Origin of the sequence: Embleya australiensis (assembly GCF_051903075.1) — a bacterium.
Taxonomy (GTDB): domain Bacteria; phylum Actinomycetota; class Actinomycetes; order Streptomycetales; family Streptomycetaceae; genus Embleya.
Map to the genome: position 1 here is coordinate 3745029 of NZ_CP182423.1, position 23291 is coordinate 3768319.

The 23291-nt window shown below is 70.5% G+C and carries 19 protein-coding genes; 10 read left to right on the top strand and 9 right to left on the bottom strand.

Translation table 11 applies throughout. The annotated features are described in order from the left end of the window. Positions 1-625: 625 nt before the first annotated feature. Positions 626-1894, bottom strand: a complete 1269-nt coding sequence (locus tag ACMXN5_RS46495; protein WP_439680930.1) for a serine/threonine-protein kinase — start codon at positions 1892-1894, stop codon at positions 626-628. A gap of 85 nt (positions 1895-1979) precedes the next feature. Beyond that, a complete protein-coding gene (locus tag ACMXN5_RS46500; RefSeq protein ID WP_439680931.1) occupies positions 1980-3620 on the bottom strand; it encodes a serine/threonine-protein kinase in 1641 nt (546 codons plus the stop codon). Positions 3621-4037: 417 nt separating this feature from the next. Here ACMXN5_RS46500 and ACMXN5_RS46505 point away from each other — a divergent pair, with 417 nt between their 5' ends. Further along, positions 4038-4190: a hypothetical protein gene (locus ACMXN5_RS46505; protein WP_439680932.1), complete on the top strand. Its 153-nt coding sequence runs from the start codon at positions 4038-4040 to the stop codon at positions 4188-4190. A 106-nt stretch (positions 4191-4296) separates the two neighbouring features. Here the strand turns inward: ACMXN5_RS46505 and ACMXN5_RS46510 are convergent, their stop codons facing one another. Continuing rightward, on the bottom strand, positions 4297-5478 hold the full coding sequence (locus ACMXN5_RS46510; RefSeq protein ID WP_439680933.1) for a M48 family metallopeptidase: 1182 nt from the start codon (positions 5476-5478) through the stop codon (positions 4297-4299). 366 nt (positions 5479-5844) lie between these two features. Between ACMXN5_RS46510 and ACMXN5_RS46515 the strand changes: the two genes are divergently transcribed. Beyond that, a complete protein-coding gene (locus ACMXN5_RS46515) occupies positions 5845-6375 on the top strand; it encodes an SMI1/KNR4 family protein (RefSeq protein WP_439680934.1) in 531 nt (176 codons plus the stop codon). A gap of 126 nt (positions 6376-6501) precedes the next feature. On the opposite strand, the gene ACMXN5_RS46520 is transcribed toward ACMXN5_RS46515, so the two are convergent. Beyond that, entirely contained in the window at positions 6502-6849 is a 348-nt protein-coding gene (locus ACMXN5_RS46520) for a serine hydrolase (protein ID WP_439680935.1), read from the bottom strand. A 32-nt stretch (positions 6850-6881) separates the two neighbouring features. On the opposite strand from ACMXN5_RS46520, the gene ACMXN5_RS46525 reads away from it, so the two are divergent. Further along, a complete protein-coding gene (locus tag ACMXN5_RS46525; protein WP_439680936.1) occupies positions 6882-7085 on the top strand; it encodes a hypothetical protein in 204 nt (67 codons plus the stop codon). Positions 7086-7240: 155 nt separating this feature from the next. Here ACMXN5_RS46525 and ACMXN5_RS46530 read toward each other — a convergent pair whose 3' ends face one another. After that, the gene (locus tag ACMXN5_RS46530) at positions 7241-7690 is read right to left on the bottom strand and encodes a hypothetical protein (RefSeq protein WP_439680937.1); all 450 of its coding nucleotides are present in this window, start codon (positions 7688-7690) and stop codon (positions 7241-7243) included. 757 nt (positions 7691-8447) lie between these two features. Here ACMXN5_RS46530 and ACMXN5_RS46535 point away from each other — a divergent pair. Further along, entirely contained in the window at positions 8448-8942 is a 495-nt protein-coding gene (locus tag ACMXN5_RS46535; RefSeq protein WP_439680938.1) for a peptidylprolyl isomerase, read from the top strand. A 489-nt stretch (positions 8943-9431) separates the two neighbouring features. Next, the gene (locus ACMXN5_RS46540; protein WP_439680939.1) at positions 9432-10766 is read left to right on the top strand and encodes an erythromycin esterase family protein; all 1335 of its coding nucleotides are present in this window, start codon (positions 9432-9434) and stop codon (positions 10764-10766) included. A 486-nt stretch (positions 10767-11252) separates the two neighbouring features. On the opposite strand, the gene ACMXN5_RS46545 is transcribed toward ACMXN5_RS46540, so the two are convergent. Then, positions 11253-11633 (bottom strand): hypothetical protein, encoded by a 381-nt coding sequence (locus ACMXN5_RS46545; protein WP_439680940.1) that lies wholly within the window; start codon positions 11631-11633, stop codon positions 11253-11255. A gap of 622 nt (positions 11634-12255) precedes the next feature. Between ACMXN5_RS46545 and ACMXN5_RS46550 the strand changes: the two genes are divergently transcribed. Continuing rightward, positions 12256-13548, top strand: a complete 1293-nt coding sequence (locus ACMXN5_RS46550; RefSeq protein WP_439680941.1) for a glycosyl hydrolase family 28-related protein — start codon at positions 12256-12258, stop codon at positions 13546-13548. A gap of 235 nt (positions 13549-13783) precedes the next feature. Here the strand turns inward: ACMXN5_RS46550 and ACMXN5_RS46555 are convergent, their stop codons facing one another. Next, entirely contained in the window at positions 13784-14110 is a 327-nt protein-coding gene (locus ACMXN5_RS46555; protein WP_439680942.1) for an ArsR/SmtB family transcription factor, read from the bottom strand. A 79-nt stretch (positions 14111-14189) separates the two neighbouring features. Between ACMXN5_RS46555 and ACMXN5_RS46560 the strand changes: the two genes are divergently transcribed. Further along, the gene (locus ACMXN5_RS46560; protein WP_439680943.1) at positions 14190-14606 is read left to right on the top strand and encodes a tautomerase family protein; all 417 of its coding nucleotides are present in this window, start codon (positions 14190-14192) and stop codon (positions 14604-14606) included. A 287-nt stretch (positions 14607-14893) separates the two neighbouring features. On the opposite strand, the gene ACMXN5_RS46565 is transcribed toward ACMXN5_RS46560, so the two are convergent. Continuing rightward, positions 14894-15397 carry a hypothetical protein gene (locus ACMXN5_RS46565; RefSeq protein ID WP_439680944.1) on the bottom strand — a complete coding sequence of 168 codons (504 nt, stop codon included), beginning with the start codon at positions 15395-15397 and terminating at the stop codon, positions 14894-14896. 340 nt (positions 15398-15737) lie between these two features. On the opposite strand from ACMXN5_RS46565, the gene ACMXN5_RS46570 reads away from it, so the two are divergent. Next, entirely contained in the window at positions 15738-17348 is a 1611-nt protein-coding gene (locus tag ACMXN5_RS46570) for a hypothetical protein (protein WP_439680945.1), read from the top strand. Between the two features lie 560 nt (positions 17349-17908). On the opposite strand, the gene ACMXN5_RS46575 is transcribed toward ACMXN5_RS46570, so the two are convergent. Then, a complete protein-coding gene (locus tag ACMXN5_RS46575; protein WP_439680946.1) occupies positions 17909-18865 on the bottom strand; it encodes a WD40 repeat domain-containing protein in 957 nt (318 codons plus the stop codon). Positions 18866-19452: 587 nt separating this feature from the next. Here ACMXN5_RS46575 and ACMXN5_RS46580 point away from each other — a divergent pair. Both ACMXN5_RS46580 and ACMXN5_RS46585 read left to right on the top strand, forming a co-directional pair. After that, a complete protein-coding gene (locus ACMXN5_RS46580; protein ID WP_439680947.1) occupies positions 19453-21531 on the top strand; it encodes a hydantoinase/oxoprolinase family protein in 2079 nt (692 codons plus the stop codon). Beyond that, on the top strand, positions 21528-23243 hold the full coding sequence (locus ACMXN5_RS46585; protein ID WP_439680948.1) for a hydantoinase B/oxoprolinase family protein: 1716 nt from the start codon (positions 21528-21530) through the stop codon (positions 23241-23243). Before ACMXN5_RS46580 ends, ACMXN5_RS46585 begins: the two co-directional genes overlap by 4 nt. Positions 23244-23291 lie beyond the last annotated feature (48 nt).

Genomic DNA, 23291 nt, shown 5'->3' on the forward strand with positions numbered 1-23291 from the left:
CCGCGGCGACGGAGTGCCCCGTGCCGGTGTCGGCGGCGTGCAACCACAGGGTCCCGCCGCCGGGTCCGTCCGGGACGGGCCGGGCGAGGCAGACGCGAACGCACAACCCCAGCACGAAGCCGACCGGATCGGACGACGTCGCCAACCGCCCCACGCCGTTGCCCGCGTGCACGCCGTCGTCCCACTGGGTGACCAACGCCCGATCCGAATACACCGCCGCCCGCCACGCCCCCGGATCACGACGGCGGTCCACAAGGGTGTCGGTGTCTTCCGGCCAGACCCGATCGGGGACGAACTCCCCCCCGCGCGACCCGCTCGAACACCGGCCGCCACCCCTCCGGCAACACGCCCTTGCCCTCCAGCAGCGCTGCACCGGCCGGAAGCGCGGTGTGTCCGCGCCGTCGACCGGCGGCAGCCGAAACGTGGCGACGTCGGCGGTCTCGCGCGAGCGAGCGCTCCCCTCCTGCGCACGCCGAAGCGCCCCGTGCAGGCGGCAGTTCGCGGCGAGCGGACACGGCGAGTCGCCCTCGCGGGCCGCCACGTCGCCGGCTCCCTCCACGTTGAAAGCCCCGAGCGCCGCCCCGACCGGGTGGCGCGGATCGAGGACGCGCGTCATCACCGCCCATCATTCGCGGGCGACCGCGACGACGATGGCGACCACCACGGCCAGGACCGCGAGCAGCAGCAGGGCGTAGACCACGAGTACGGTCAGCGCGGTACCGGCCTTGGCCGCGGCCCGCCAACCGGTCGCGGACAGGCCCGCGAACCTGCGTGGGACGTCGACGGGTTCGCCGGGCCGACGGTCGTGCCCGTCGCCGGGACGTCCTGGGGATGCCGGTTCGGGCACGGTGTGATCGACTCGGGTGGCGGCGGGTTGCGCCGGCGAGGTCGGCCGCGGCGGTGCCGTGACGATTGCGGGGCGGGCGAAGTGCGGCTCGGCCGCCGCGAGTTGGCGGCCCTCGCGTTCGTACTCGTCGATCAGTACGCGCCAGCCGTCGGGGATCCGCAACTCGGCGGCGTTCGGCAGGCCCGGCGCCCGTCCCGACTCGGTGAACGCGCCGAGCAGATCCGCGGTCCGTGGCCGGTCGTCCGGTTCGAGGGCCAGGCAGGGCAGGATCAACTCGCGGAGTCCGGCGGGCAGATCGGCCGGATCGACCTGGGCGCGGGCGACCAGGGCCAGCAGCCGCAGGTCGTTTCCCGTTTCCGGGTACGGCGGACGCCCGACGGCGAGATGGAAGAGCGTAGCCCCCAGCGAGTAGACGTCCGACGCCGCGGTGGACGGCTCGCCCCGAGCCTGTTCGGGGGAGGTGAACGCGATGGTGCCCAGGGTCAGGTGGGTCCGGGTGACGTCCACGGCGTGCGAGATGCCGAAGTCGATCAACCGCAGCCCCGCGTTCGGCAGCAGCATGTTCTGCGGCTTGAGGTCACGATGCACGATGCCCCCCTCGTGCAGATCCAGCAATACCGCCGCACAACTCGCGCCGAGTCGACGCACGCACGCCTCGTCGGCGGTGCCCCGGGAGGCGACGAGTTCGGCCAGCGAGGGGGCCGGGATGTACCGGATCGCCATCCACGGACGGGCCGCCTCGGGGTCGGCGGCCAGGACCTGCGCCGTGTGCTCGCCGCGAACACGCCGCGCGAGCCCGACCTCGCGCGCGAACCGGCGACGCTCGACCTCGCCGATCCCGCCCCGGGCGAGCAGAGTCTTGACGGCGACCAGACTGCCGTCCGCGGTCGAGCGAGCCAGGTACAGGCGACCCATGCCACCGGAGGCGAGTCGGCCGATCAGGCGGTAGGCGCCGAGGTGGTCCGGGTCGTCGCGGCTCAGCGGGTCGAGGCGGATCGCGGTGAGGGGTGGGGCGTCCGGGGTATCCGGGGTGGTCGGGGTGTTCATCGCAGGCCGTTCATCGGGTGCCGTTCATCGAAGGCCGTACCAAGGGTGGTCGGCGGGCGCGGGTCGCTTGGTTGCCGACCGCCGCTCACACCCGGACCAGACACGCGATCTCACCGGTCCGGACGACGTAGCGGAAGTACTCGCCCGAATCCGCCGTATCCCGGTCGTCTCGGCGGCACTTCTGCCCGGTTGCCGGGTATTCGGTGATTGTGAGCAACTCGGTATATCCGGCGGGAAGTTGCGTCGTCCGGCAGTCCCAGGCCTCGTGTATCTGCACATTCGTGATGTACCGCCCTTCGCGTTTGCCCACGGTGCACTGACCGACCCGGTACAGCCGTTCCGCGCACAGCACGAAGGTTTCCGCCTGCGGGAACGCGCGCAACCAGACGATGACTTCGGGGCGGATCGGGCACGATCCACCGTTCACGCCGGGAACCGAGGTGACCCGTGCGTAGGCGTTCGGCAGACCGCAGTCGACCACGCTCGGAGCCCGCTTCGCCCACTCGCCGGCGACCGGCGTCGAACCCAGACAGTCACCCGGGGCCAGCGCTTGGAAGGCCCGATCGGTGGCACTGAGCTTCTTGGCCTGCTCGCTGTACCAGTACGCGATCCCGAGGAAGCCGGCGATGGCGACGAGGATGGACACCATGAGCAGCCGGACCGCTCGAACGAGCACCCGGGCCCGCCTTCCGGGCGGAGGCTCCGGTGGATCGGCAGCGGTGGTGGCGTCGTCGATGGCGTCCTCGGTGGCATCGTCCGTGGTGTCGTCGGCTTCGTTGTCGGTATCGGCCCGGGTGACGTCCCCGTCCCACGACCACGCCGACAAGTCCTCCCCGTACCGGGCGTATTCCGCCACCAACGCCGACCATCGCGGCGGCAACCACCCCACGATCCGCTCGGCCGTGGGTGCCTCCGCGAGGTCCCCTGACACCCTCGACAGCACCTCCGCCGATGTGGGCCGATCGCCCGGGTCCAGGGCCAGGCACGGTTCGATCACCGGCGCCAACTCGGGCGGCAGACCGGTGAGATCCACATCCGCTTCGGCCACCCGGGCAAGCAGCCGCATCATGTCCTCGCCCACGGGGTAGGGCGCCCGGCCCACCGCGAGGTGGAAGAGCGTGGCCCCCAGCGAGTAGACGTCGGACGCGGCGGTCGACTCCTCGCCGCGGGCCTGTTCGGGGGAGGTGAACGCGACGGTCCCGAGCGAGAGCGACGTCCGGGTCAGGTCCTGGGCGTGTGAGATCCCGAAGTCGATCAGACACGGCCCCTCGGCGGGCAGCAGCAGGTTCTGCGGCTTGACGTCCCGATGCACGATGCCCTGGCGGTGCAGGCCGACCAGAGCCTCCACGGTGCCGCGGGCCACCCAGCGCACCGCCGAACCGGACAACGTCCCGGCATGCCGCACCAGTTCGGCGAGCGACGGGGCGGGGACGTACTCGGTGGCCATCCACGGGCGCTCGGCGTCCGGGTCGGCGGCCAGGACACGCGCCGTGTGCTCGGCGCGCACCTGCCGGGCGATCTTGACCTCGCGGGCGAACCGACGCCGATTCACCGCGCCCACCGCGCCGTCGGCGAGCAGCGTCTTGACCGCGACGAGACCACCGTCGGTGCCGCGACCGAGATGGATCCGGCCCATCCCGCCCGAGGCGATCCGGCCGAGCAGTCGATACGGCCCGATCCACGTCGGATCGTCGTCGTGCAACGGCTCGATGCCCGGTCCGGACATGCCCGCCCCTTCCCCCCGGATGAACAGCCGGCAGTGTATCCGACCCCCAACCACCGCGCGGCGGCGGCGAGTTCGACGCGTCGCGCGTCGAAAAGCCAGGTCGACGACCGACCGGGCTGCACGGACAATGTCCGGACGCACCTGGGATCGTCATGTCCAAAACCGCACGGCGCGCAACGCCCCGGTGCCGAACGTGGCATCCGTCGCCCCGGCCGACCTCGGCCGTGAGTCGGCCGCCGAAGTCCCGCGCGTGCTCGGCCAGGGGCCGGCCGGGCCGGTTTCGGCGAACTGCCGGTACGGGCGGCGAGAGTTCGACAGCATGGGGTGACCATCCGTCGGACCCGGGAGGCTCACGTGGGCAGGTGTCAGCGATCGACGGTGCGCGGGCGGGGCGGGACGACCTGCGGGAAGCCGACCGTGCCGGGCAAGCGTTACTGCGCCGCCCACATGGGCGGGAAACGCCCCAGCGGATCGCGGCCGAGGAAGCGCCAGGCCAACGACGGGTGCGGCGGGATGCTCCTGGTGATGGTCACCACTGTGCTGATCCTCGTACTCGGCATCCTGATGTGACCGAGACCTCTACTGTCGGCCGACAGGATGCCGGGCCGGGCCGGCAAGGACGGCGGGCCGGCCATCGGTGTCCGGGGGTGCCGGCTTCCGATTTCGCGACTTCCGCTCAGCAGGTCGGCTCGCGGAGTACTTCCCTGGCCAACCGCGCCCGTGCGTCCGCGAGTTCGTCGCCGATCGTGGCGTCGCGGTCGTGGTCGAGGTGGACCAGGCCCGGGTACTGCTCGTCGTTGCGCACCCGTTGCCGACGCAGATGGGTCGGCGGGTGGGTGGCGTCGACGCTGTGCCCGCGCAACGCGGAGACCCGCCGCAGCCGTTCGTACTCCCGCTCCGGGATGCCTCGGACATGCGCCGCGAGGTTCGCCCACAGGCCCGCCTCGAGCTCAGCGCGCGGCACCGGCCGCCCGACGCGGGTGTTCGCCACCACGGCCTGTCGCCGCACCTCGGCGTCGACCGAGTCGCCGATCAGGAGCCGATCCATGAGTTCCACGGCCGCCGCACTGGATCCGGCCCGGGCGGCGGTGCGGTCCGCGAGGTATTCGGCACGCTGCGCCGCGCCCACGGACAGATGGTCGAGCAGGGCCAGCACCCCGTAGACGCCCCATCGGGGCAGGAACATCAGCGAGTTGACCACCACGCTGCCCGGCCCCGGCCGCCGCGCCGGAGCCAGCAGGTAGTACCAGACCCGCAACGAGCGCAACGCGCACCCGACCACGACGCCGTGCCGCGTGTCGCCGTGGGCGTAGTGCCCGAGCTCGTGGCCGAGGACCGCGACGCGTTGTCGCGGCGTCAGCACCTCCCACAGGCCCAGCCCGAGATGGAGCACCCGCCGCTGGCGCAGACCGTACGTGGTCACGCCCGCGTTGGACTGCCCATCGATCACCACCGCGTCCACCCCGGTCGTGCCGGCGACCGCCGCGATCTCGTCGATCAGCGCGAACAGCGCCGGTGCGGAAGCCCGTTCGAGCACGGGAGCGTTCTTCGGCAGCGCGCCGAGCCGCGGTCGCAGCACCCAGGCCATCGCCAGGAACAACACCCCCAGGACCGGCCCGAACACGGTGCCCCAGGCCACGATCGGAAGCACCACGCCGAGCACGAGCAGCACCAGCGTCGTGGCATGCACCAGCACGGCCACCGCGTAGGTGAGCACCCGCTTCGCGTCGCGAGCCGGCCGAGCGTCCCCGCCGCGTTCGACCTCGGCGAGCAGCCGCTCCCCGTCGCGGTGCGCGAGCCGTCGCCGAGCCGCCTCGATCCGCCCCGGCGCGGGCTCCTCGGCACCGGCGGGATCCACGTTCCACCCGCACTCCGCACACCAGGCGACGAATCGTTCCTCCGCCGGAACATCCGCCCCACAGTCGGGACATGCCCGAACCAGACCGGAACCCTCCACCCGAACACCCACCACGCCTCCCCCCGACAGCCCCTCCCCGGAACCGCCCCACTTCCTGCCACCCATCCCGACCAGGCAGCGTAGTCCCCGGCCACCACACCGCGAACCCGCCCCCGGACCCACCAAGGACAGCCGCCGCCCCCACCCCCGCCTCGTCGGGTCGGGTGCGCGATACCGGGCATAGCCGGCTCATGTGCAGCTGATCACACGGGTGACATCCGTGCCGGTGAGCGGGTAGCTTCCGGGAGGACAGAGAGAAGAGTTCGTATGGACTCCCGGATCGCCCGCATCCGACGCAAGCTGACCAACGTGCCCTACGCCGCGCTGCGAAGCCACTCCTTCGGTGAAGAGAAGCACGGGTTCCGCCTCGAACGCCCCTTGCACGATACGAGAGTTGCCGAGTTCGAGGCCGACCACCACATCGAACTGCCCGATTCCTACCGCAGCTTCCTGACCACGCTGGGCGGAGGCGGAGCGTCGCCCTTCTACGGTCTGATGCCGCTGTGGTCGTGTCGGCTGTTCACGATGGACCCTCGAGGCGAACCCGGTCGCCCTCGGGGGTTCACGTCCGCTGGCGGCCCATCTCACCAAGGCGACCTTTTCCTGCACGTCATCGAGGCGGGGTGCAGCGATCTGGTGCTTGTCGGCATTACCGGACCCTTGGCAGGCCGCGTCGTCACCGGCAACGCCGACGGTCTCTGGGCCCCGATGTCTCGTCGGCCACCGATTTCCTGGCCTGGTACGAACGGTGGCTGGACCACATGCTCGACGGCCGCGACAACCGTGACTTGGAACTGACTTCGCCCGCCCTGCGAGCGCCTCTCGACCGTTTGCTGAGGAAGTAGCGCTGCCACCGCGAGGATCCGTCACTGCGAGGATGCACGACTGCTGCGGCGAGCAACGTCCGCCACGTGCGCGCGGCCGTTACGGGCGTTCGTCCCGCAGAGCGGCGACGGCCCTGGCCGCGACCCGCACCGGCGATCGGAAGGCGCTCGCGATCCTGTGCCGGGTCAACTGCCGTGCCATGACGGCGTGTACCCGCGCGGCGCGGTCGGCCCAGATCAGCTCCAGCAGGTCGACCATATCGCGCGCGGTCGTCCGCGTTCCTCGCGCGGGACTGAGGGCATCGGAGGCGACCAGGCGTTCGTCGGCTCGCGCCGACTCCTGTGCCGACGCGCCCGCCGCGCGGGCGAGCGCGTCCCGCCAATCGGTGCCGCCGAGGTCCCGGCCGACTCCGTCATGTCCGGCCGCGTCGAGGAGCACGACCGTCACATCGTCGGACGCCCTCGGCGGTGGAGGGCGCCATGCCCGGCGGTGCGCGCGTCGAGGCCGCGCTGCACGCCGTGATCAGTGCCAGGCTCCTGATCCGGCAGGCCGTCGACGGGCTGGGGCTGCCCGGTGTGCCGATTCTGGAGCGCGCGCAGAAGGACCTCGCGCTCGCGGGCGGATACGTCGCCGCCACGTGGACGACGGAACCGGCCGAACAGGTCGACGGCCGCTCCCGGTAGCCCATCGGGTGCGACGCCGTGACGGGGACGCCGCCGTCGCGCCCCGATCGCGCGGCTTCGCGAACCACCGGGCGGGCCGGGGAGCATCCCGGCCCCCGGAGAACGGGAAGCCCACGGCGACACACGCGTTTCCCACGCGTTCGAATCGGCTGTGCTCAGCTATCGGTGAAGTAGGCGTACGGGGCGACCGACACGCCCTCGACGACCTCGCGTTCGTCGTCCTCGGCCGCGTCGGGGTCGAGCTCGGAGGCATGGCGGGAACCCATCGACCAGATCGCGAATCCGGCCCGGAACGCATAGCCGATGTCGGTCTCTGTGCCGGTGTGGCCGAGGGCGGTCAGCTCGGCGACCACGTCGTCCAGGAACCGCCAGGTCAACCGGACGTCGTCGAGGTACACCTCGGTACCGGCGCCGGCCGAGTGACCGAGTTCGACCAACTCGACCGTGTCGTCCGGCAGGTAGCTGACGACCAGGGCCGGATCGGTGCGGTAGACGGCCTTCGATCGACCCGGCCCGTGAACCGGGTCGCCGGTCCTGGCCTCGACCTCGGACCGCGCGTCACCGATCTCGACCAGGGCTACGCCGCGCCCGGGGATGATGTTCATGCGCGCCATCGTGCCGGCCCGGCCTTCGCGCCGCAGCCGGGGTTGTTGCCGGACGCGAACTCGGATGCCGGCACCGAACTTGTACCAGCCGGTGTCAGGGCGCGCGGGCACCGGGAGTCGGCGGACGCGGGATACGGTTGCGCAGGGGGAGGTTCGTCCCCATGTCCCCGGACTGCGCCGGTTGTCGCTGGTCGACGTCGGCCTCGCCCTGGCACACACGCTTCCGGCAAGCGGCCACGTCGCTCCTGTTCCGGTCGGCGGCCCGATCCGGCACTGGGGGACTGCGAAGGGGGTGACGGCAGACGGCCTGACCTCCCGGGTCCGCCGAACGCGCGACCGCCCCGCGCCTCGTCCGAACCGTGAGCGGTCCACGGGCAACGCGCCGCTGTCGAGCGGATCGCCGACACGGGTTTGCCCGCCGGTCCCGGGAGCGCTGCCCCGGCAGCGGCCCACGACGGCCGTGATACGAACCTCGACCCTCGTCACCAGCCCTCGACGGCCACCGACGCGTTGCGCAACGGGCAGCGCGACAAGACCCCGATCGCGCACTCACGCGCCGGGGTACGCCCGCTCGGAGCCGCATGCAATGCGTATCCGGTCCGGCAGAAGCCATCGTGGCTGCCTCGCCCTTGCGCCCGGCGGTTCCGGGAGGCCGAGACGCGGCATCCGGAGTATCCGGGGTGTCTGGGGAACGCGCCACTCCCTCCGTCACTTCGAGCCTGGATTCAGCGAAAAGAGAGCATGCAAGGATCGGGGCATGGAAAACCCTGACGTCTTCTTCGACGTCTCCATCGGCGGGCAGGCTCCGCAGCGGATCGAGTTCAAGTTGTACGACGATGTCGTACCCAAGACCGCCCGGAACTTCCGCGAGCTCGCCACGGGGCAACACGGCTTCGGCTACAAGGACAGCGTCTTTCACCGGGTCATCCCGCGATTCATGCTCCAGGGCGGCGACTTCACCCTTGGCGACGGCATCGGCGGCAGGTGCATCCACGGCGAGACGTTCGACGACGAGAATTTCACCGTGAAGCACACGAGGCCCGGCCTGCTGTCGATGGCGAACAGCGGCAGGAACACCAACGGTTCCCAGTTCTTCATCACCGCTGCCGCGACGTCCTGGCTGGACGGGAGGCATGTCGTTTTCGGCGAGGTCGTCGACGGGATGGACGTGGTGAGGGCGATCGAAGCGGTCGGTACCGCGGGTGGCGAGACCGACAAGATGGTCAGAGTCACGCGTTGCGGCACCGTATAGGAGAGGCCCTGCCGCAGCCCGCCTTCGTCGCGCGCCGGGGCGGCAGCGCCGTCGCGAAGGAGGCCGCGATCACCCGCGACCGCGGGCCACGTTGGTGCGGTCGAGCTTGTTGAGGACGTTGAGGGCGACGTGGGCGACGACCTCGGCGATCTCACCGCCGGTTCCGACGCGCCGTCGCCGGCGGTTCGAGGAGATCCTCGAACGCGTTCTGCCTCGATGCCACTTGGAACGGCGCGCCGAACACCACCCACCGCACACGAACTCGGTCACCCGGTACGTGAGTTCGGTCGGGCCATCGGATACCGGACCCGAGTACCAACCGGCTGAGTCGCAGGGGGACTCCGGTCCTCGGGCCGGCGGACGATGCGTGCCGAGGGGCCGGGTTCCTAGCCTGGGCGCATGCGAAACGAAACTCCGCGTGTACCGCGCACAATCGTGAACCACCCGTCGAGCCAAGGGAGTTACCCGCATTCGCGCGCAGTGCGGCAGGTGCTGCGTCCCTTCGTGCCGCTCGTGCTGTGCCTGGGTGCGACCGTGGGCGGGATCGGCACCGCGCACGCGGGATCGGCAACCGACACCAACCCCGTACGGGCTCTCGCCGCAGCCGCGCACACACTGGGCTCCACGGACCCCGCCGCCCCGGACGCCGATCTGCGTGCCTTCGACCGCATGGTCGGCGACGCCAAGGTACTCGGGGTGGGCGAAGCAACTCACGGCTCCGCCGAGTTCCAGAACATCAAGCACCGACTGCTGCGCCACCTCGTGGAACGCCGCGGCTTCACCACCTTCGCGTTCGAGATGCACTGGAGCGCGGGCCTGCGCCTGGATGCCTGGGTTCGCGGCGGTGCCGGCAACCTGGACACCCTCATGGCCGACGAACTCCAAAACGGCGGAGCGCTGTGGAACACCCATGAGATGGCCGCCCAGTTCCGCTGGATGCGCGAGTGGAACCAACGCCACCCCGACCGCCGCCCCCTGCGTGTGGTCGGCAACGACGTCAACTATGCCGGAACGGTGCAGTTCGACGCCGTCACCGACTACGTCGCCCGCCATTACCCCGCCCTGCTGCCCGAGTTCCAGCGGTTGTACCGGGAGTCTCGCCCCACCGCCGGCGTCAGCGACACCATGATGCAACGCCGCACGCTTCCCCTCGACACCCGCCGGCGGATGCGCGACGACGTCCGCCGCGCCTACGACCTGCTGGAACGGCAGCGACCGGGCGGCAATCCCAAGGAGTACCAACTGGTATTGCAACACGCGAGGTCCATCGCCCAGGTCGGCACGTCCCAGGGCTTCGACTTCATGGGGTCCGAGGGCGCCAAGGCACAACTGCACCGGGACGAGAGCATGGCCGCCAACACCGCGTGGTGGCAGCGGTACACCGGGGAACGCGTGCTGCTCTCCGCCCACAACACCCACGTGGGCACCGAACCCGACAACACCGACCTGTACCCCAAGGTCCAGGGCCAGTTCCTCCGCGACGCGTTGGGCTCGCGCTACGTCGCCGTCGGATTCACCTTCGGGCAGGGCCGGTTCAACGCCGTTGACGCACAGGACCCCACGTCGCCGTTCCGCCCCCGCGAGGTCGGGCCGACAGCGGCCGGCGGCAACGAGGAGACGCTGGAGAAGGTCTCGACGCGCGACTACTACCTGGACACGCGCACCGCCCCACGCGCCGCCCGCGACTGGCTCGGCACGCGTCGTTCCACCCGCAGCATCGGTGCCTCCTGGCCCGATCCCTACATCATGAACAACATCCGTCTCGCGCAGACGTATGACGTCGTCGTCCACCTGCACCGCGTCACCGAGACCCACATGCGCTGACCGTCGGATCACGGCGCGAGGTCCGGCATCGGATTCGCAGGACGTCGGCACGAAGTCGGCCGGTCGGCCGCGCGGATCGGCCGATCGCCCGCCGGATCGCCGACGCGCGGCGCCGGTGTCGCGCGGAGCCCGGGTGGCGGCCCAGGCGGAACGGAAGGAAGGGCGTCGACCACAAACCGGTCGACGCCCTTCGACGCCCTTCCCCATGCGCCGGATTCCACGGGGGCACAGCCCGCACAGCAGGCCACGAGGCGAAGGCGTGAACCCCACGAAGAACCACCAACCCGCGGTGCCCGCAATCCACCCTCGGCCCGCCGCCGGGCGACCCGCCGCCCGACTCCCGTCCCACAGCCGACGACGTCCAGGCCCACGTCGGCCGGCCGCGCACCCTCGCACCACCCGGCCTGATCGGTCGCGTACTCGGCCGCGCGCGTCGGGCGCCGCCGCCACGCCGCCGACGGGAAGCCCGGGTCGAACACCGCGTGATCAGCGGGTCTGGAACGGCAGTGTCTTTTGGAGCATGCTGTCGGCTCCGCACCCGGTGCGCCACTTGACGGCGAGCGTGTTGCCGTCTCGGAGTTCGAGGCGCAGTTTGGTCTCACCGGACCAGTGGACCTTGATTCGGGAGTGTTGGATGGATTCCCAGGGGATCTCCACGATCCGGTCCGCGTCCTGTCCGGCGAGGTATCGGGCCCATTCGTCGGGAGTGAAGTCGTAGGCGCGGCCCACCCGAAAGTTGTCCCCGTCGCGCGCCTGACGTTTGTTCGCCGAGTAGAACAGCGGATGGTTGCGGCTGGCGACGACGGTCCTGAAGCCGCGTTTGGAGGCGAAGGGGACGTCCACGTACACGAGTCGGTCGGTGAACATCCACAGGCGTCCGCCTTGCGCCAGTATCTTGGATGTCGAGCACGCGTCCGCCACGAAAATCGGAGTGAGGACCGTCCCCGGATCGCTCGTGGTCCCAACGGGCGGGTGATGCGCTTCGGTTGCCATGGATTGTCCGTCCCTTTCCGAGCCGGCCCACGCGATGTGGACGCCGGATCCTCCCGCCGGTCGCCGACGAAGGCAAGAGGCTCTTCCCACCCGGCCGTTGCGGCTCGCCGATTGCTCGGCGACGGCGTGTACCCGGGGCGGTCCGGACCTCGAAGCGTGGGGTACGCCGCGGCGGAACCGATACAACTCTCGCCGCTTTGGACGGGGTTGGCAGTCCTCCGGCGAATGCCCGCGCGTCGACGTGTCCGGTAAGCGCGGGTTTCGCGTGGCCGCTTCACGCGAAGGCAACGGCAGCGGACGCGCCGTGGCATCATCCACCGAAGCCGGATGATCCGTCCGGCGCTTCCACGGGGGTATGGCAATGAACGGCGAACACTCGTCCGACGAAAGAGCACGACAGCGGGATGGGGAGGACGGAACAAGGCGGCGGGGAGCCGGCGGCCGTCGGGCGTTCCTGACCGGCGCGGTGACGGCGACCGCGGTCGGGGTCGGGCTCGTGGCGACGACATCGGCCCCGGCGACCGCGGCGGGCAACGCGCCGGACTGGTACGACGTCAAGGCGCACGGCGCGATCGGCGACGGCGTCGCGGACGACACCGCGGCCGTCCAGTCCGCGATCAACGCCGCGTCGCAGGCGGGCGGCACGGTCTACTTCCCCGCCGGCCGATACCTGGTGGCCCCGGTGCCCGTCGCCGGCAAACCCGCCGCCGCGCTGTCCGTGAACGGCGACGGCGTACGCCTGATCGGCGCCGGCAGCAAGGCCGCCATGCTGGTCAAGAAGAGCGACGGCATCCTCCTGCGGATCTCCGGCACCGGCCCCTCACTCGACGCGAAGGGCACCACGCACCGGCGCTACTGCGCGATCGAGAACCTCGGCCTCGACGGCAAGGGCAGGACGGGCCTGCTGCTCGAGCTCTACTACACCAACAACGCTCACATTCGCGACGTATACCTGACGAGCAACGCGGACATCGCCGTCGACGCCGTCGAACTGTGGGACTCGCGATTCCACGACATGGTCGTCGAATCCTGCACGGGCCCTGCGGACAGCAGTCGACACCCCAACGTCTGGCTGCGAAACTCCTCCACCGCGAACACCTGGGAATGGGGCTACAGCACCGACAACGTCAACCAGGTCCACCTGACCGGCTGCCGCCTGGAGAACTTCGGTACCGGCGCGCTGTGGGTCACCCAGGGCACCGCGGGAACCAACAACCCCAACGGAATCCACATCACCGACTGCAAGTTCGAGACATCGGCGATGAAGGGCGGACCACACTTCAGGGTCGACGCGTCCTGCCGACACGTGTTCGCCCGCAACATCTACGCGTACGCGGGCGGCTTCGCCACCGAATACGACACTCCGCAGAACATCATCGACTGGGCCCCCTCCGTGAGCGCGCTGGAGGACACCCTCATCGCGTGCGGCACGACGATGACCGTCAACTCCGGCGTGATCCTGTACTCGGCGAAGGGTCAGACCGGCGTCCTGCGCAACGTCAACGGCCTGTACGGCGCCAAACCCGCCGGTACACACATCTACTACGAACAGAGCTCCACCGGCGACTTCCGCGTCGAGAACTCCTACGGCAACACCGGCGGACAGGCCAGTGGCGCCATCCCCACCCGCAACCAGCCCAACCCACCGCTGCGCCTGGTCGCGGGCCCGGTCACCGACGCGTCGTTCCAATACCCCCCGCTCGACGGCACGATGGCCGTCGACACCGCCGACAAGCGCCTGTACGTACGCGTCGGCGGCACCTGGACGTGGACCGAACTGCGGGCATGAACCCCCCGGCGGCCCCGACACCCGGCCGCCGATCACGCGCCCGCGCCGCAACCCGTCGAACCGCCGCGTTCGCGGGCCCGCTGCGCGGGCGCGGGCGTGGCTCGCGGCGTCGCCGCGCAACGCGCCGCGCTCTCCCCGGGTATCGCCGGCCTCGACGGCGTCCCGGCGTGCCGCACCGACCCCGCGACAGAGTCGACCGGATGCGGCCCTTGCAACAGTTCACGAGGGCGGCGGCTCACGAGGGCGGCGGTTCGCGGAGGACCAGATCCAGGAGACCCGGAAATCGGAGCTCGAATTCGGGACGACGCAGCCGATTGAGACGCCGCGATCCCTCGTCCCGCTGCTCCACCAGGCCCGCTGCGCGCAGGACCGCGAAGTGATGGCTGCGCGTCGCCTTGGTGACGGGCAAGTCGAATGTGCCACATGCGCGTTCCCAATCCGGTGCGGCCGCGAGTTCCCGCAGGATCGCGCGGCGTACCGGATCGCTCAACGCGTCGAGCGCGTCTTGGAGGGATACCGAGGCCGGATCGGTGTGCGTGAGGCGACTGGAGCGTAGGGACAATCGACTTCCTTGCCAAAGTGTTCGATCAGCGTCGTACACTTCACCCTACCGTACGACTACTGACGGAAATGAGCGACTCATGCCCCTGGTGCGTATCGACCTCGCCTCCACCCGCCCGCCCGCCATGCGCCGCGCCATTGCCGACGGCGTCCACCGGGCTCTTGTCGACGCCGTCGGCATCCCGGCCAAGGACCGTTTCCAGATCGTCACCCCGCACGCCCCGGACGAGTTGATCTTTGACCCGGACTACCTCGACGTGGCTCGCGAGGACATCGTCTACGTACAGATCACCCTGGTGACCGGACGACGTCGGGAACTCAAGCTGGATCTGTATCGACGCATCGCAGCGAACCTGACCGAAGTCGGCGTACGTGCCGGCGACGTGTTCGTCACACTGACCGAGAACGCTCTCGACGGTTGGTCGGCGGGCAACGGTCAGGCACAACTGATCGCATTGCAGTCCGTCGCCGGGACGGAAGACCAACAGGCCACGTGAGCCGATATCGGTGGCGCGGCGGGGGAGTTGTCCGAGCCCGCGGGGGAGGGGACGTCGGAAAACCGGCGAGCACTCGGTAACGAGGACGCGGACGGCGGCTCGTCGCCCGGCCGACGGTCGGGAGTCGGGCCGTCGCGCGGTCGCGAGGTCGCGAGGTCGTGACGTGGCGACGTCGCGCGCACCGGGGTTCGACGGCACTTCGGGCCTGGCCGGCCCATACGTGACGATCGAAGCGGCGTCGAACCCCTGCCGTCGATCCCCCGCCGCGCCGAGGGCGGGATGGTGGATCAGTAGGTCAAAGCCGGGCTGAACGCGCTCTTGCCGACACACCAGATGTCGACGTTGTTGGGGTTGTGGTGCAGCTTGACCGACCAGTTCGTGGCGCTGGGCGCACTGGCCGACTGGATCACGGTCAGGGCCTGACCGGCGGAGATCGTGCCCGCCGTCTTGTTCAGCGGACCCAGGTTGACCGGACCGAAGGGGCCGGACGTGCCGGCGGTGCCGCTGAACGTGACCGTGCCGCTCGGGCCCCCGAGATTGGCGGTGATCGTGAGGTCGCCGTTGTTGATGGTGATCAGCGGTGCGAGTGCGATGGTGGCCGAGATCTGGTGCGACGCGTTGGTGGTGAACGTCGCGCTCTTGCCGGTGTAGCTGACCCCGATCGAGGTCAGGCAGTCGTACTTCGCGGTGGACGGGCCGCCGGCCGTGGCTGTGCCGCTGAGCCCGACGGTCGCGGCCATGGCGCCGGCGAAGACGGCGGCGCCGGCCGCGAGGGCCTTGGATCGTGACATGGAAGGTGCCCCTTTCGACAGATACTGCGGAAAGTTCCTGTCGGCGCATTTGGAGTGAATCCGAAGTTTCGGATTCCGTCAAGCGGGATCGGCACGCAATTATCCGACGGCAAAAGTCAAGATCGATAATTCATGATCGCAATTCACGACCACTCATATCGGCAAAGAATATTCGGTTTCCCGGGTATTTCTCGATCATGGTGACACGTGTCGAATGAATCGGGTCGCATCTCGCTCTTGACTATGGATGATCCAAATGTGCGAATGGTTCGCTACGCCTTTCGTTTCCGACGGGCTCCGAACAGGTCGTCCGCACCGGCCGTCCACACGAAGGAGCAACGTGTCAAAACGGCTATCCCGAAGATTGACCCACCATCGCCGGGCCGCCTCGGTGGCCGCCGCCGCCCTGGCCCTCGGCGGCGGCCTGGTCGCCCTCGCGCCGTCGGCGGGCGCGGGCACCGTGACCCCGGTCATGCGGTGTACGACCCCGGTCGGCGCCCCCGAGGGGCAGCAGCGGTTCGAGGTGACCCTGGACCCGACGCACGGTGACGGCGCCACCTCGATGCACGTCGTGGCGGGTGGGAGTCCGGCGACCAGCCCGATCCCGATTCCGCTCGCGACGATCAAGTCCGTGTACACGTTCGCCACGTCCGGCGGCACGACCGAGGACCTCTCGGTGGCGCCGCCGTCGTTCGAAACACCGATCGAGGTGAACACACCCATCGTGCCGCCTCCGTTCACCGTGCCCGCGACGATCGTCGGCGCGGCGGCCGGATCCACGGTGGACCTCACCCTGAAGTCGATCGTGGTGCAGACCATCGTCAACGGAAACCTGCTCGCGACGGCGACGTGCGTGCCGATCTCCGGCAACGGCGTGGTCGCGTCGTACACGGTCGAGCAGGGCAGTCAGGCGCCCACGCTGACCGCGACGCCGAGCACCGTCGACTCGAACTCCCGGGTCACGCTGTCCGGCGCGCACTGGCCGGCCGGTCCGGTGGGGTTGACCATGTGCTTCCCCGAGTTCGGCGGATTCTGCGACAACGGCTACTCGACCATCGCCGCGAGCGACGTCAAGGTCGTCGACGGCGTGCTGTCGGGGTGGGTGCACGTCGCCGGCGCGGTTCCCAGTACGGCGGCGATCCTGAAGGTCACATCGGGATCGGTGGCCCTGGAGGCGCCGTTGACCGTGGTGTCCGTACCGGTCGGCGGGCGGGGGCTCGTGCTGAGCCCGAACACCGGTCCGGTCGGCACCCGCGTGACCGTCACCGGTACCGCGTTCTCACCGAACGCCCAGATCACCGTCCAACCCCAGGACGAGCCCGGGGCGCCGACGGAGGACGCCGTGACCACCACCGCGGACGCGAACGGCTCGTTCACCGCGACGTTCACGGTGACCGCGGCGACCACCGCCGCGGTCGCGGCGTACGAGTTCGGCAACCCCGCGATCGGCAAGCGGACGCCGTACACGGTGGGCGAGGGCCCGGCCCAGCTGACCCAGTCGGTCAGTGGGCAGATCAAGCCCGGCGGCCTGACGATGTCCCAGGCCGGCGGCCGGATCGACTTCGGCAGCGCGACGATCGACGGCAAACCGCTGCGCCTGAACGCCGCGCTCAACCGGGTCACCGTGGTCGATGCCCGAGGGACCGACCTCGGGTGGTCGCTCACCGGCACGATGTCGGAGCTGACGGCCGAGAACGGCACCGACAAGCTCCCGGCCGGAGCCGTGTCCTGGACCCCCGCGTGCGTGGCGGCCGACGGCGCGCCCGGAACGGTCACCCCCGGCACTCCGGGGCCGCTCGGGGCGGACCAGGCCCAGTTGTGCACACAGACGCCGGTCGGGGGCCGAGCCACGGGCGGCAGCGTTTCGGCGGACGCCGCCCTGACGTTGACGACCCCGGCGTTCGTACGCCCGGGCACCTATTCGGGGGCACTCACGCTGAGCCTGAGTTAGCCCGAGCGGGAGTCGACCGAGTTCGAATCAACCGAACTCGAGATGGTCGCCACCGAGTCGACGCGTCGGGAGGTGCGGATGTCGACGCTTCGAAACGGTGCCGCTTTACCCGCCCGGTGGCGCGGGACGACTCGGCCACTTACCGGCCGCGGAGGCCGCGCCACCGGGCGTTTTCGCATGCGGCACGCGATCGTGATCGGCGGCGCGGAGGGACAGCGTGGGGCGGTCGCGTCCTATTCGCCACCGCCCGGTATCGCAACCGCTCGGGGGATGGCGAGGAATGCATCGACATCCTCTGGGGCGAAAGATTCGGCGGGCGGGCTTTTACCAGCACGCCATTACGCCGCATTCCCGATGCCTACCGCCCTGGGCGCACAACCGGGGTACGGAACCGCCGAGCGCGCGGGCGGCCGTGTCGACGCCGGGGGAGCGCGGCGCACCGAACAGCGCACGCAGGAGACGGTGGAGGTTACGCGGTTTCGCCGGCTGACGTCACGACGGCCGGACAGGCTCGACAAAGTGCCTGTGACCGGCAGGAATAGTGAACCGCAACCGGAGCCCTAAGGGCGCACGCTCCACAGTTCGATCCCCGCCAAGCCCTCAGCCGCGGCCAGTTCGCCGCCGTCCGGGCTGAAGGCCAAGGCTCCCGGGGAATGGGCGAGTTCGCCCGCCGTCGTAAGGGTTCCGATGCCCTTGCCGTCGGCGACGGTGTACAGCTGCACCCCAGGGCCCGTGTCGTTGCTTCCGACGGCGAGCGTTTTGCCGTCGGGACTGAAAGCGAACGTGTTTCCGCGGAAGGCTACGGTCTTCGTCCAGGTCGTCGTGTCGTACAGGGTCACCGCCTCCCCGCCGGACTGCAACCGGGCCACGGCGAGGAGCTTGCCGTCCGGGCTGTAACCGACCGCCGTCGTATCGGTACCCGGACTCGTGTCGATGGGTTGGAGTGCGACCGGGGTGGCGGTGCCCGAGGCGAGGTCGATCAGGGAAGGGGCGTGCGCGGTGGCCGTGGCGGCGGCGCCGATGACCGAGCGGCCGTCCGGGCTGACCACGGGCGGGTAGGCCGCCGTGTCGAGCGCCGACGGCAGGTGATGCGACGCGCCCGGGGCCAGCGCGGTGCCGGACAGCGTGTACGTGCCCACGGCCACGGTAGGCGCGGACACCCCCGTGTACACGTAGAACGTCGTGCCGTCGCGGCCGAACCCGAGGCCCTGGTCGGGGTTCCCACCGACGTTCTGGGCAGCTGTCAGCGGCGGGAAACCGTTCGGGATCAGTGCGCCGGTGGCCGGATCCCAGGCGCGGTCCTGATATCCCGTCGTCACCAACTCCCTGCCGTCGCGCGTATATGACAGCGAAGACACGGGACGCCCGGGGAAGATCGGGTCCGTCAGCTTCACCGCGGCACCGGACGCGCTGTCCCAGACGAAGGCGTCGGCGCCCTGACCGGGGCCGGCAATGTGCTTACCGTCCGGGCTGAAAGCCAGCGGCCCGTCCAGCCGCGCGCCCGACTCGTCGGTCAAGGTGCGGACGAGCCGACCGGTACTCGGCAGGGCGGGAGTCGATGCGGGGCCCGGATCCCCACCGTCCGTGCCGGCACTCCCGGAGGCCCGACCGGCCGACGCGGGCGCCCGATCGGTCGGCGTACGAGCGGCGGAGCCGCCCCCGCCGCCCGAACAACCGCAGACGATCAAGGCAAGGCCGGCCGCGACGAACGGCACACGGAGACGGCGCACGGATCCCCCCGACGGACGCGGCTGCACAGCACGACACGAGAACCGTACGGCAGCACACCGGGCGGCGCTCAGGAATCCGGAATCATCGAGGACCGCTCGTGCCGCCACGCCGTCGACGGCCCGGTCCATGCCGAAGACGGGCGCAGGAACCGGTAGTTGTGGGACGGATGGCGGGCGCCAGGCGAGTCATGCGTGCGACGGATCGCCGGCCTCGCCTTCGACCGCACGACATCCCCGGTCACCATCACCACCACCGGGCGGTGCGTCTTCCTCCCACACCATCGGCCTCGGCGGAAAACTCCACAATCTCTTGTTGATATCTCAACTGCCAATTACTGTGATCTCAGTTCCCCGGTTCACCGAAGGAGATCCCAGTGGCCCCCCGTCACGATCCTCGACCGGTCGGCTGGCGCGTCGGCGCCGACATCGGCGGTACGTTCACCGACGTCATCGCTCTGGGCCCGGCCGGCGAAGTCGTCCCGATGAAGGTGTTGTCCACCCCGCCCGACTACGGCGCGGGCGTGGTGACGGCGACCACCGACCTGTTGTCCTCGGTCGACGCGGAGCCGGAGGCCGTCGCGGCGATGCTGCACGGCACGACCGTGGCCACCAACGCCATTCTCTCGATGAGCGGTGTGCGCACCGCGGTGGTCACCACGCGCGGGTTCCGCGACGTGTTGGAACTCGGGCGGCTGCGCCGGCCGGTCCTGTACGACCTGTCGTGGTCCAAGCCCGAGCCCCTGGCCCGGCGTCGGCACCGCCATGAGCTCGACCAGCGGATCACGGCCGACGGACGGCTCGACCCGCCGGCCGACGACGACGAGATCCGTGCACTGGCCGCGAAGCTGCGCGCGGACGACATCCGCGCGGTGGCCGTGTGCCTGATCAACTCCTACGTCCGCCCCGACGAGGAGCGGCGCGTCGCCGAACTGCTGCGCGCCGAGCTGCCCGGGGTGTACGTGACGGCGTCCGTCGACGTCTCGCCCCTGCCGCACGAGTACGAGCGCACCAGCACCGCGACGGTCAACGCCTACGTCGGCCCCACCGTGCACGGATACCTCACCCGCCTCGAAGCGGATCTGCGGGCCGAGGGCGTGCGCGCCCCGCTCCTGGTCATGCAGTCGAGCGGGGGGTTGCTCGACGCGGCCTCCGTAGTGGAACGGCCGGTGCAGATCATCGAGTCCGGCCCGGCCGCCGGTGTCACCGCCGTGCAAAAGCTCGCGCAACTGATCGGCCTGTCCAACGTGGTGGCGTTCGACATGGGCGGGACCACCGCGAAGGCCTCCCTGATCGAGCACGGTGAGCCGTTCGTGTCGGCCGACTACGAGGTCGGCGGCGGTATGAACGTGGCCCGCGGCCTGGGTTCGGGCGCCGGATATCCGGTCCGGGCGCCATCGATCGACATCGCCGAGGTCGGCTCGGGCGGCGGCAGCATCATCTCCGTCGACACGGCGGGCGCGCTGCACGTCGGTCCCGCCAGCGCCGGATCCCGCCCCGGCCCCGCCTGCTACGGGCAGGGCGGCGAACTGCCGACCCTGACCGACGCCAACGTGACGCTGGGGTATCTCAGCCCGGACGCTCTCGCCGGCGGCAGCGTGCCGATCCACCCCGAACTCGCCGTCAAGGCCCTGTCGTCGGTGTCCGAACGGCTCGGCGGCGATGTGCCGAGCACCGCGCGCGGCGCGTACCAGGTGGCGGTCGCGAGCATGACCACCGCGGTCAAGGCCGTGACCAGCGAACGCGGCCGCGACCCGCGCGAGGCCACCATGGTCGCGTTCGGCGGCGCCGGTCCGCTCTACGCCGCCGCACTGGCCCGCGAACTCGGCATCTCCACCGTCATCGTGCCGGTCTACCCGGGCCTGTTCAGCAGCCTGGGCCTGCTCGTCGCCGACACCGAACGCCAGGAACTCGCCCCCTATCGCGCAGAGTTCGTCGAAGTAGGCGCGCTGGAGGCGGAGTTCGTCCGGCTCGCCGACACGGTACGCGCGGAACTGGGCGCCGACGCGGTCGTGGACCGGCTTGTCGATGTGCGCTACCGCGGACAGCGCTTCGAACTTCGGATTCGGGTGCCCGACGGCGAACTCACCGACGACCTGCTCGCCGAGGTCCGGGCCCGCTTCCATGCCGAGCACAAGCGCACCTACGGCCGAGCCGGCACCGACGACCTGGTGGAACTGGTCAACCTGCGGGTACGCGGCCGCATCCCCGCCCCCGTGTCCATCGCGGACGTGCTGAGCTTCCCCACCACCGAAGGCCGCCCGCCCACCACCCGCGAGTGCCGGTTCACCGAAACCGTGTGCACCCCCGTCGTGGCGCGCTCCGACGTCGGCACCGAGCCCGTCGACGGACCGATGGTCATCGAGGACATGGACGCCACCACCCTCGTCCCGCCCGGCGCGCGCGTACACCGCGACCGGTTCGACAACATCGTGATCACCTGGAGTGCCGCATGATCGGCGACGCCGTGACCTTCGAGGTCTTCCGCAACGCGGTGACCGGCCTCGCCGACGAGATGGCGATCACGATCCTGCGCACCGCGCACTCGCAACTCGTCGCCAACAGCATGGACTTCTCCGCGGCCCTGTGCGACGCGCACGGCAGGGTCATCGCCCAGGCCAACACCCTACCGGTGCACCTGGGTTCGATCCCGGCCGCGATGGAGGAGGTGCTGGCCGAGTTCGCGGGTCGGATCCGACCGGGTGACGTCTACCTGCTCAACGACCCCTCTCGGGGCGGCATGCACCTGCCCGACATCTTCGCGATCGCGCCGGTGTTCACCGACGACGTCCTCCTCGGCTTCGCGGTCACCGTCGTCAACCACACCGACGTCGGCGGCTGGGCGGCCGGCTCCATGGCCGTGCAGTCGCGAAGCATCTTCGCCGAGGGTGTGCAGATCCCGCCGTCGCGCCTGACCGATGCCGGCGTGGTCAACGAGACGTTCCTGGAGCTGATCCTGCGCAACGTCCGCGAGCCCGAACTGCTGCGCGGCGACCTGGAATCCCAGCTGGCCGCCTGCCACACCGGGGCCGAAGGCCTGCGCGCACTCGCCGCCCGACACGGCGCCGACGGACTCGCCGCGCTCAACGACGAGTTGATCGACTACTCGGAGACCCTGCTGCGCACCGCGCTGGCGGAAGCGGTGCCCGGGACCTACGAGTTCACCGACCACATCGACGACGACGGCCTGGGCTCCGGGCCGATCCCCATCCGGGTCAGGGTCACCCTGTCCGAGTCCGGGATCGAACTCGACTTCACCGGCTCCTCGCCGCAGGTCGACTCCGCGCTCAACGCGACGGCATCCTTCACCCGGTCCGCCGCCTACGCCGCGCTCCAAGGCGTCCTCGCCGCCGACATCCCCGCCAACAGCGGCTTCTACCGGCCGTTCTCGTTCGTCATCCCCGAAGCGTCGATCCTCGACGGGCAGCGGCCCTCCGCCCGCGGCGCCCGCGGCCTCGTGGGCTTTCGGATCATCGACGCGGTACTCGGCGCGCTCGCCCCGGTGTTCCCAGGTCGCGTGCCCGCCGCCGGCGAGGGCGGACCCGACGGGATCGCGATCGGCGTGGTCGGCACGGACGGCGAATCCATGGTCCTGTGGGACCCGCTGGCCGGAGCCTGGGGCGCGCGCCCCGATCGCGACGGCGTGGACGGGATCAGCTCGCTCGGCGCCAACCTGACCAACACCCCCGTCGAGGAACTGGAACGCTCCGGCCACCTGCGCATCGACGGCTACGGCTACCTCCCCGACAGCGGCGGCGCCGGACGCTGGCGCGGCGGCCTGGCCACCTTCCGGGACATGACGCTCCTGGCGCCCGAGGCCACCGTGCAGATCCGATCGGACCGACGCAGGTTCCTGCCCTACGGCCTCGCCGACGGCGCGTCGGGGTCGCCCTCGCTCAATGTGCTCAACCTCGGCGGACCCGACGAGCAAGTCCTCGAATCCAAGCCGTACTTCACCATGACCGCCGGAGCCCGGCACCGCCACGTCACCGCAGGCGGCGGCGGACACGGCAGCCCCTTCGAACGGGTCCCGGAGCGGGTCCTCGAAGACGTCCGCGACGGCAAGGTCACCCCCGAAGGCGCCCGCGACGACTACGGCGTCGTGCTCACCGAAGACGGGGAGATCGACGCCGACGCCACCGCCGAATTGCGCGGCTCGGCGGCCTGAACCGGCCCGATACCACCAGCACCTGCTCCCGACAGCACGGAGATCTTC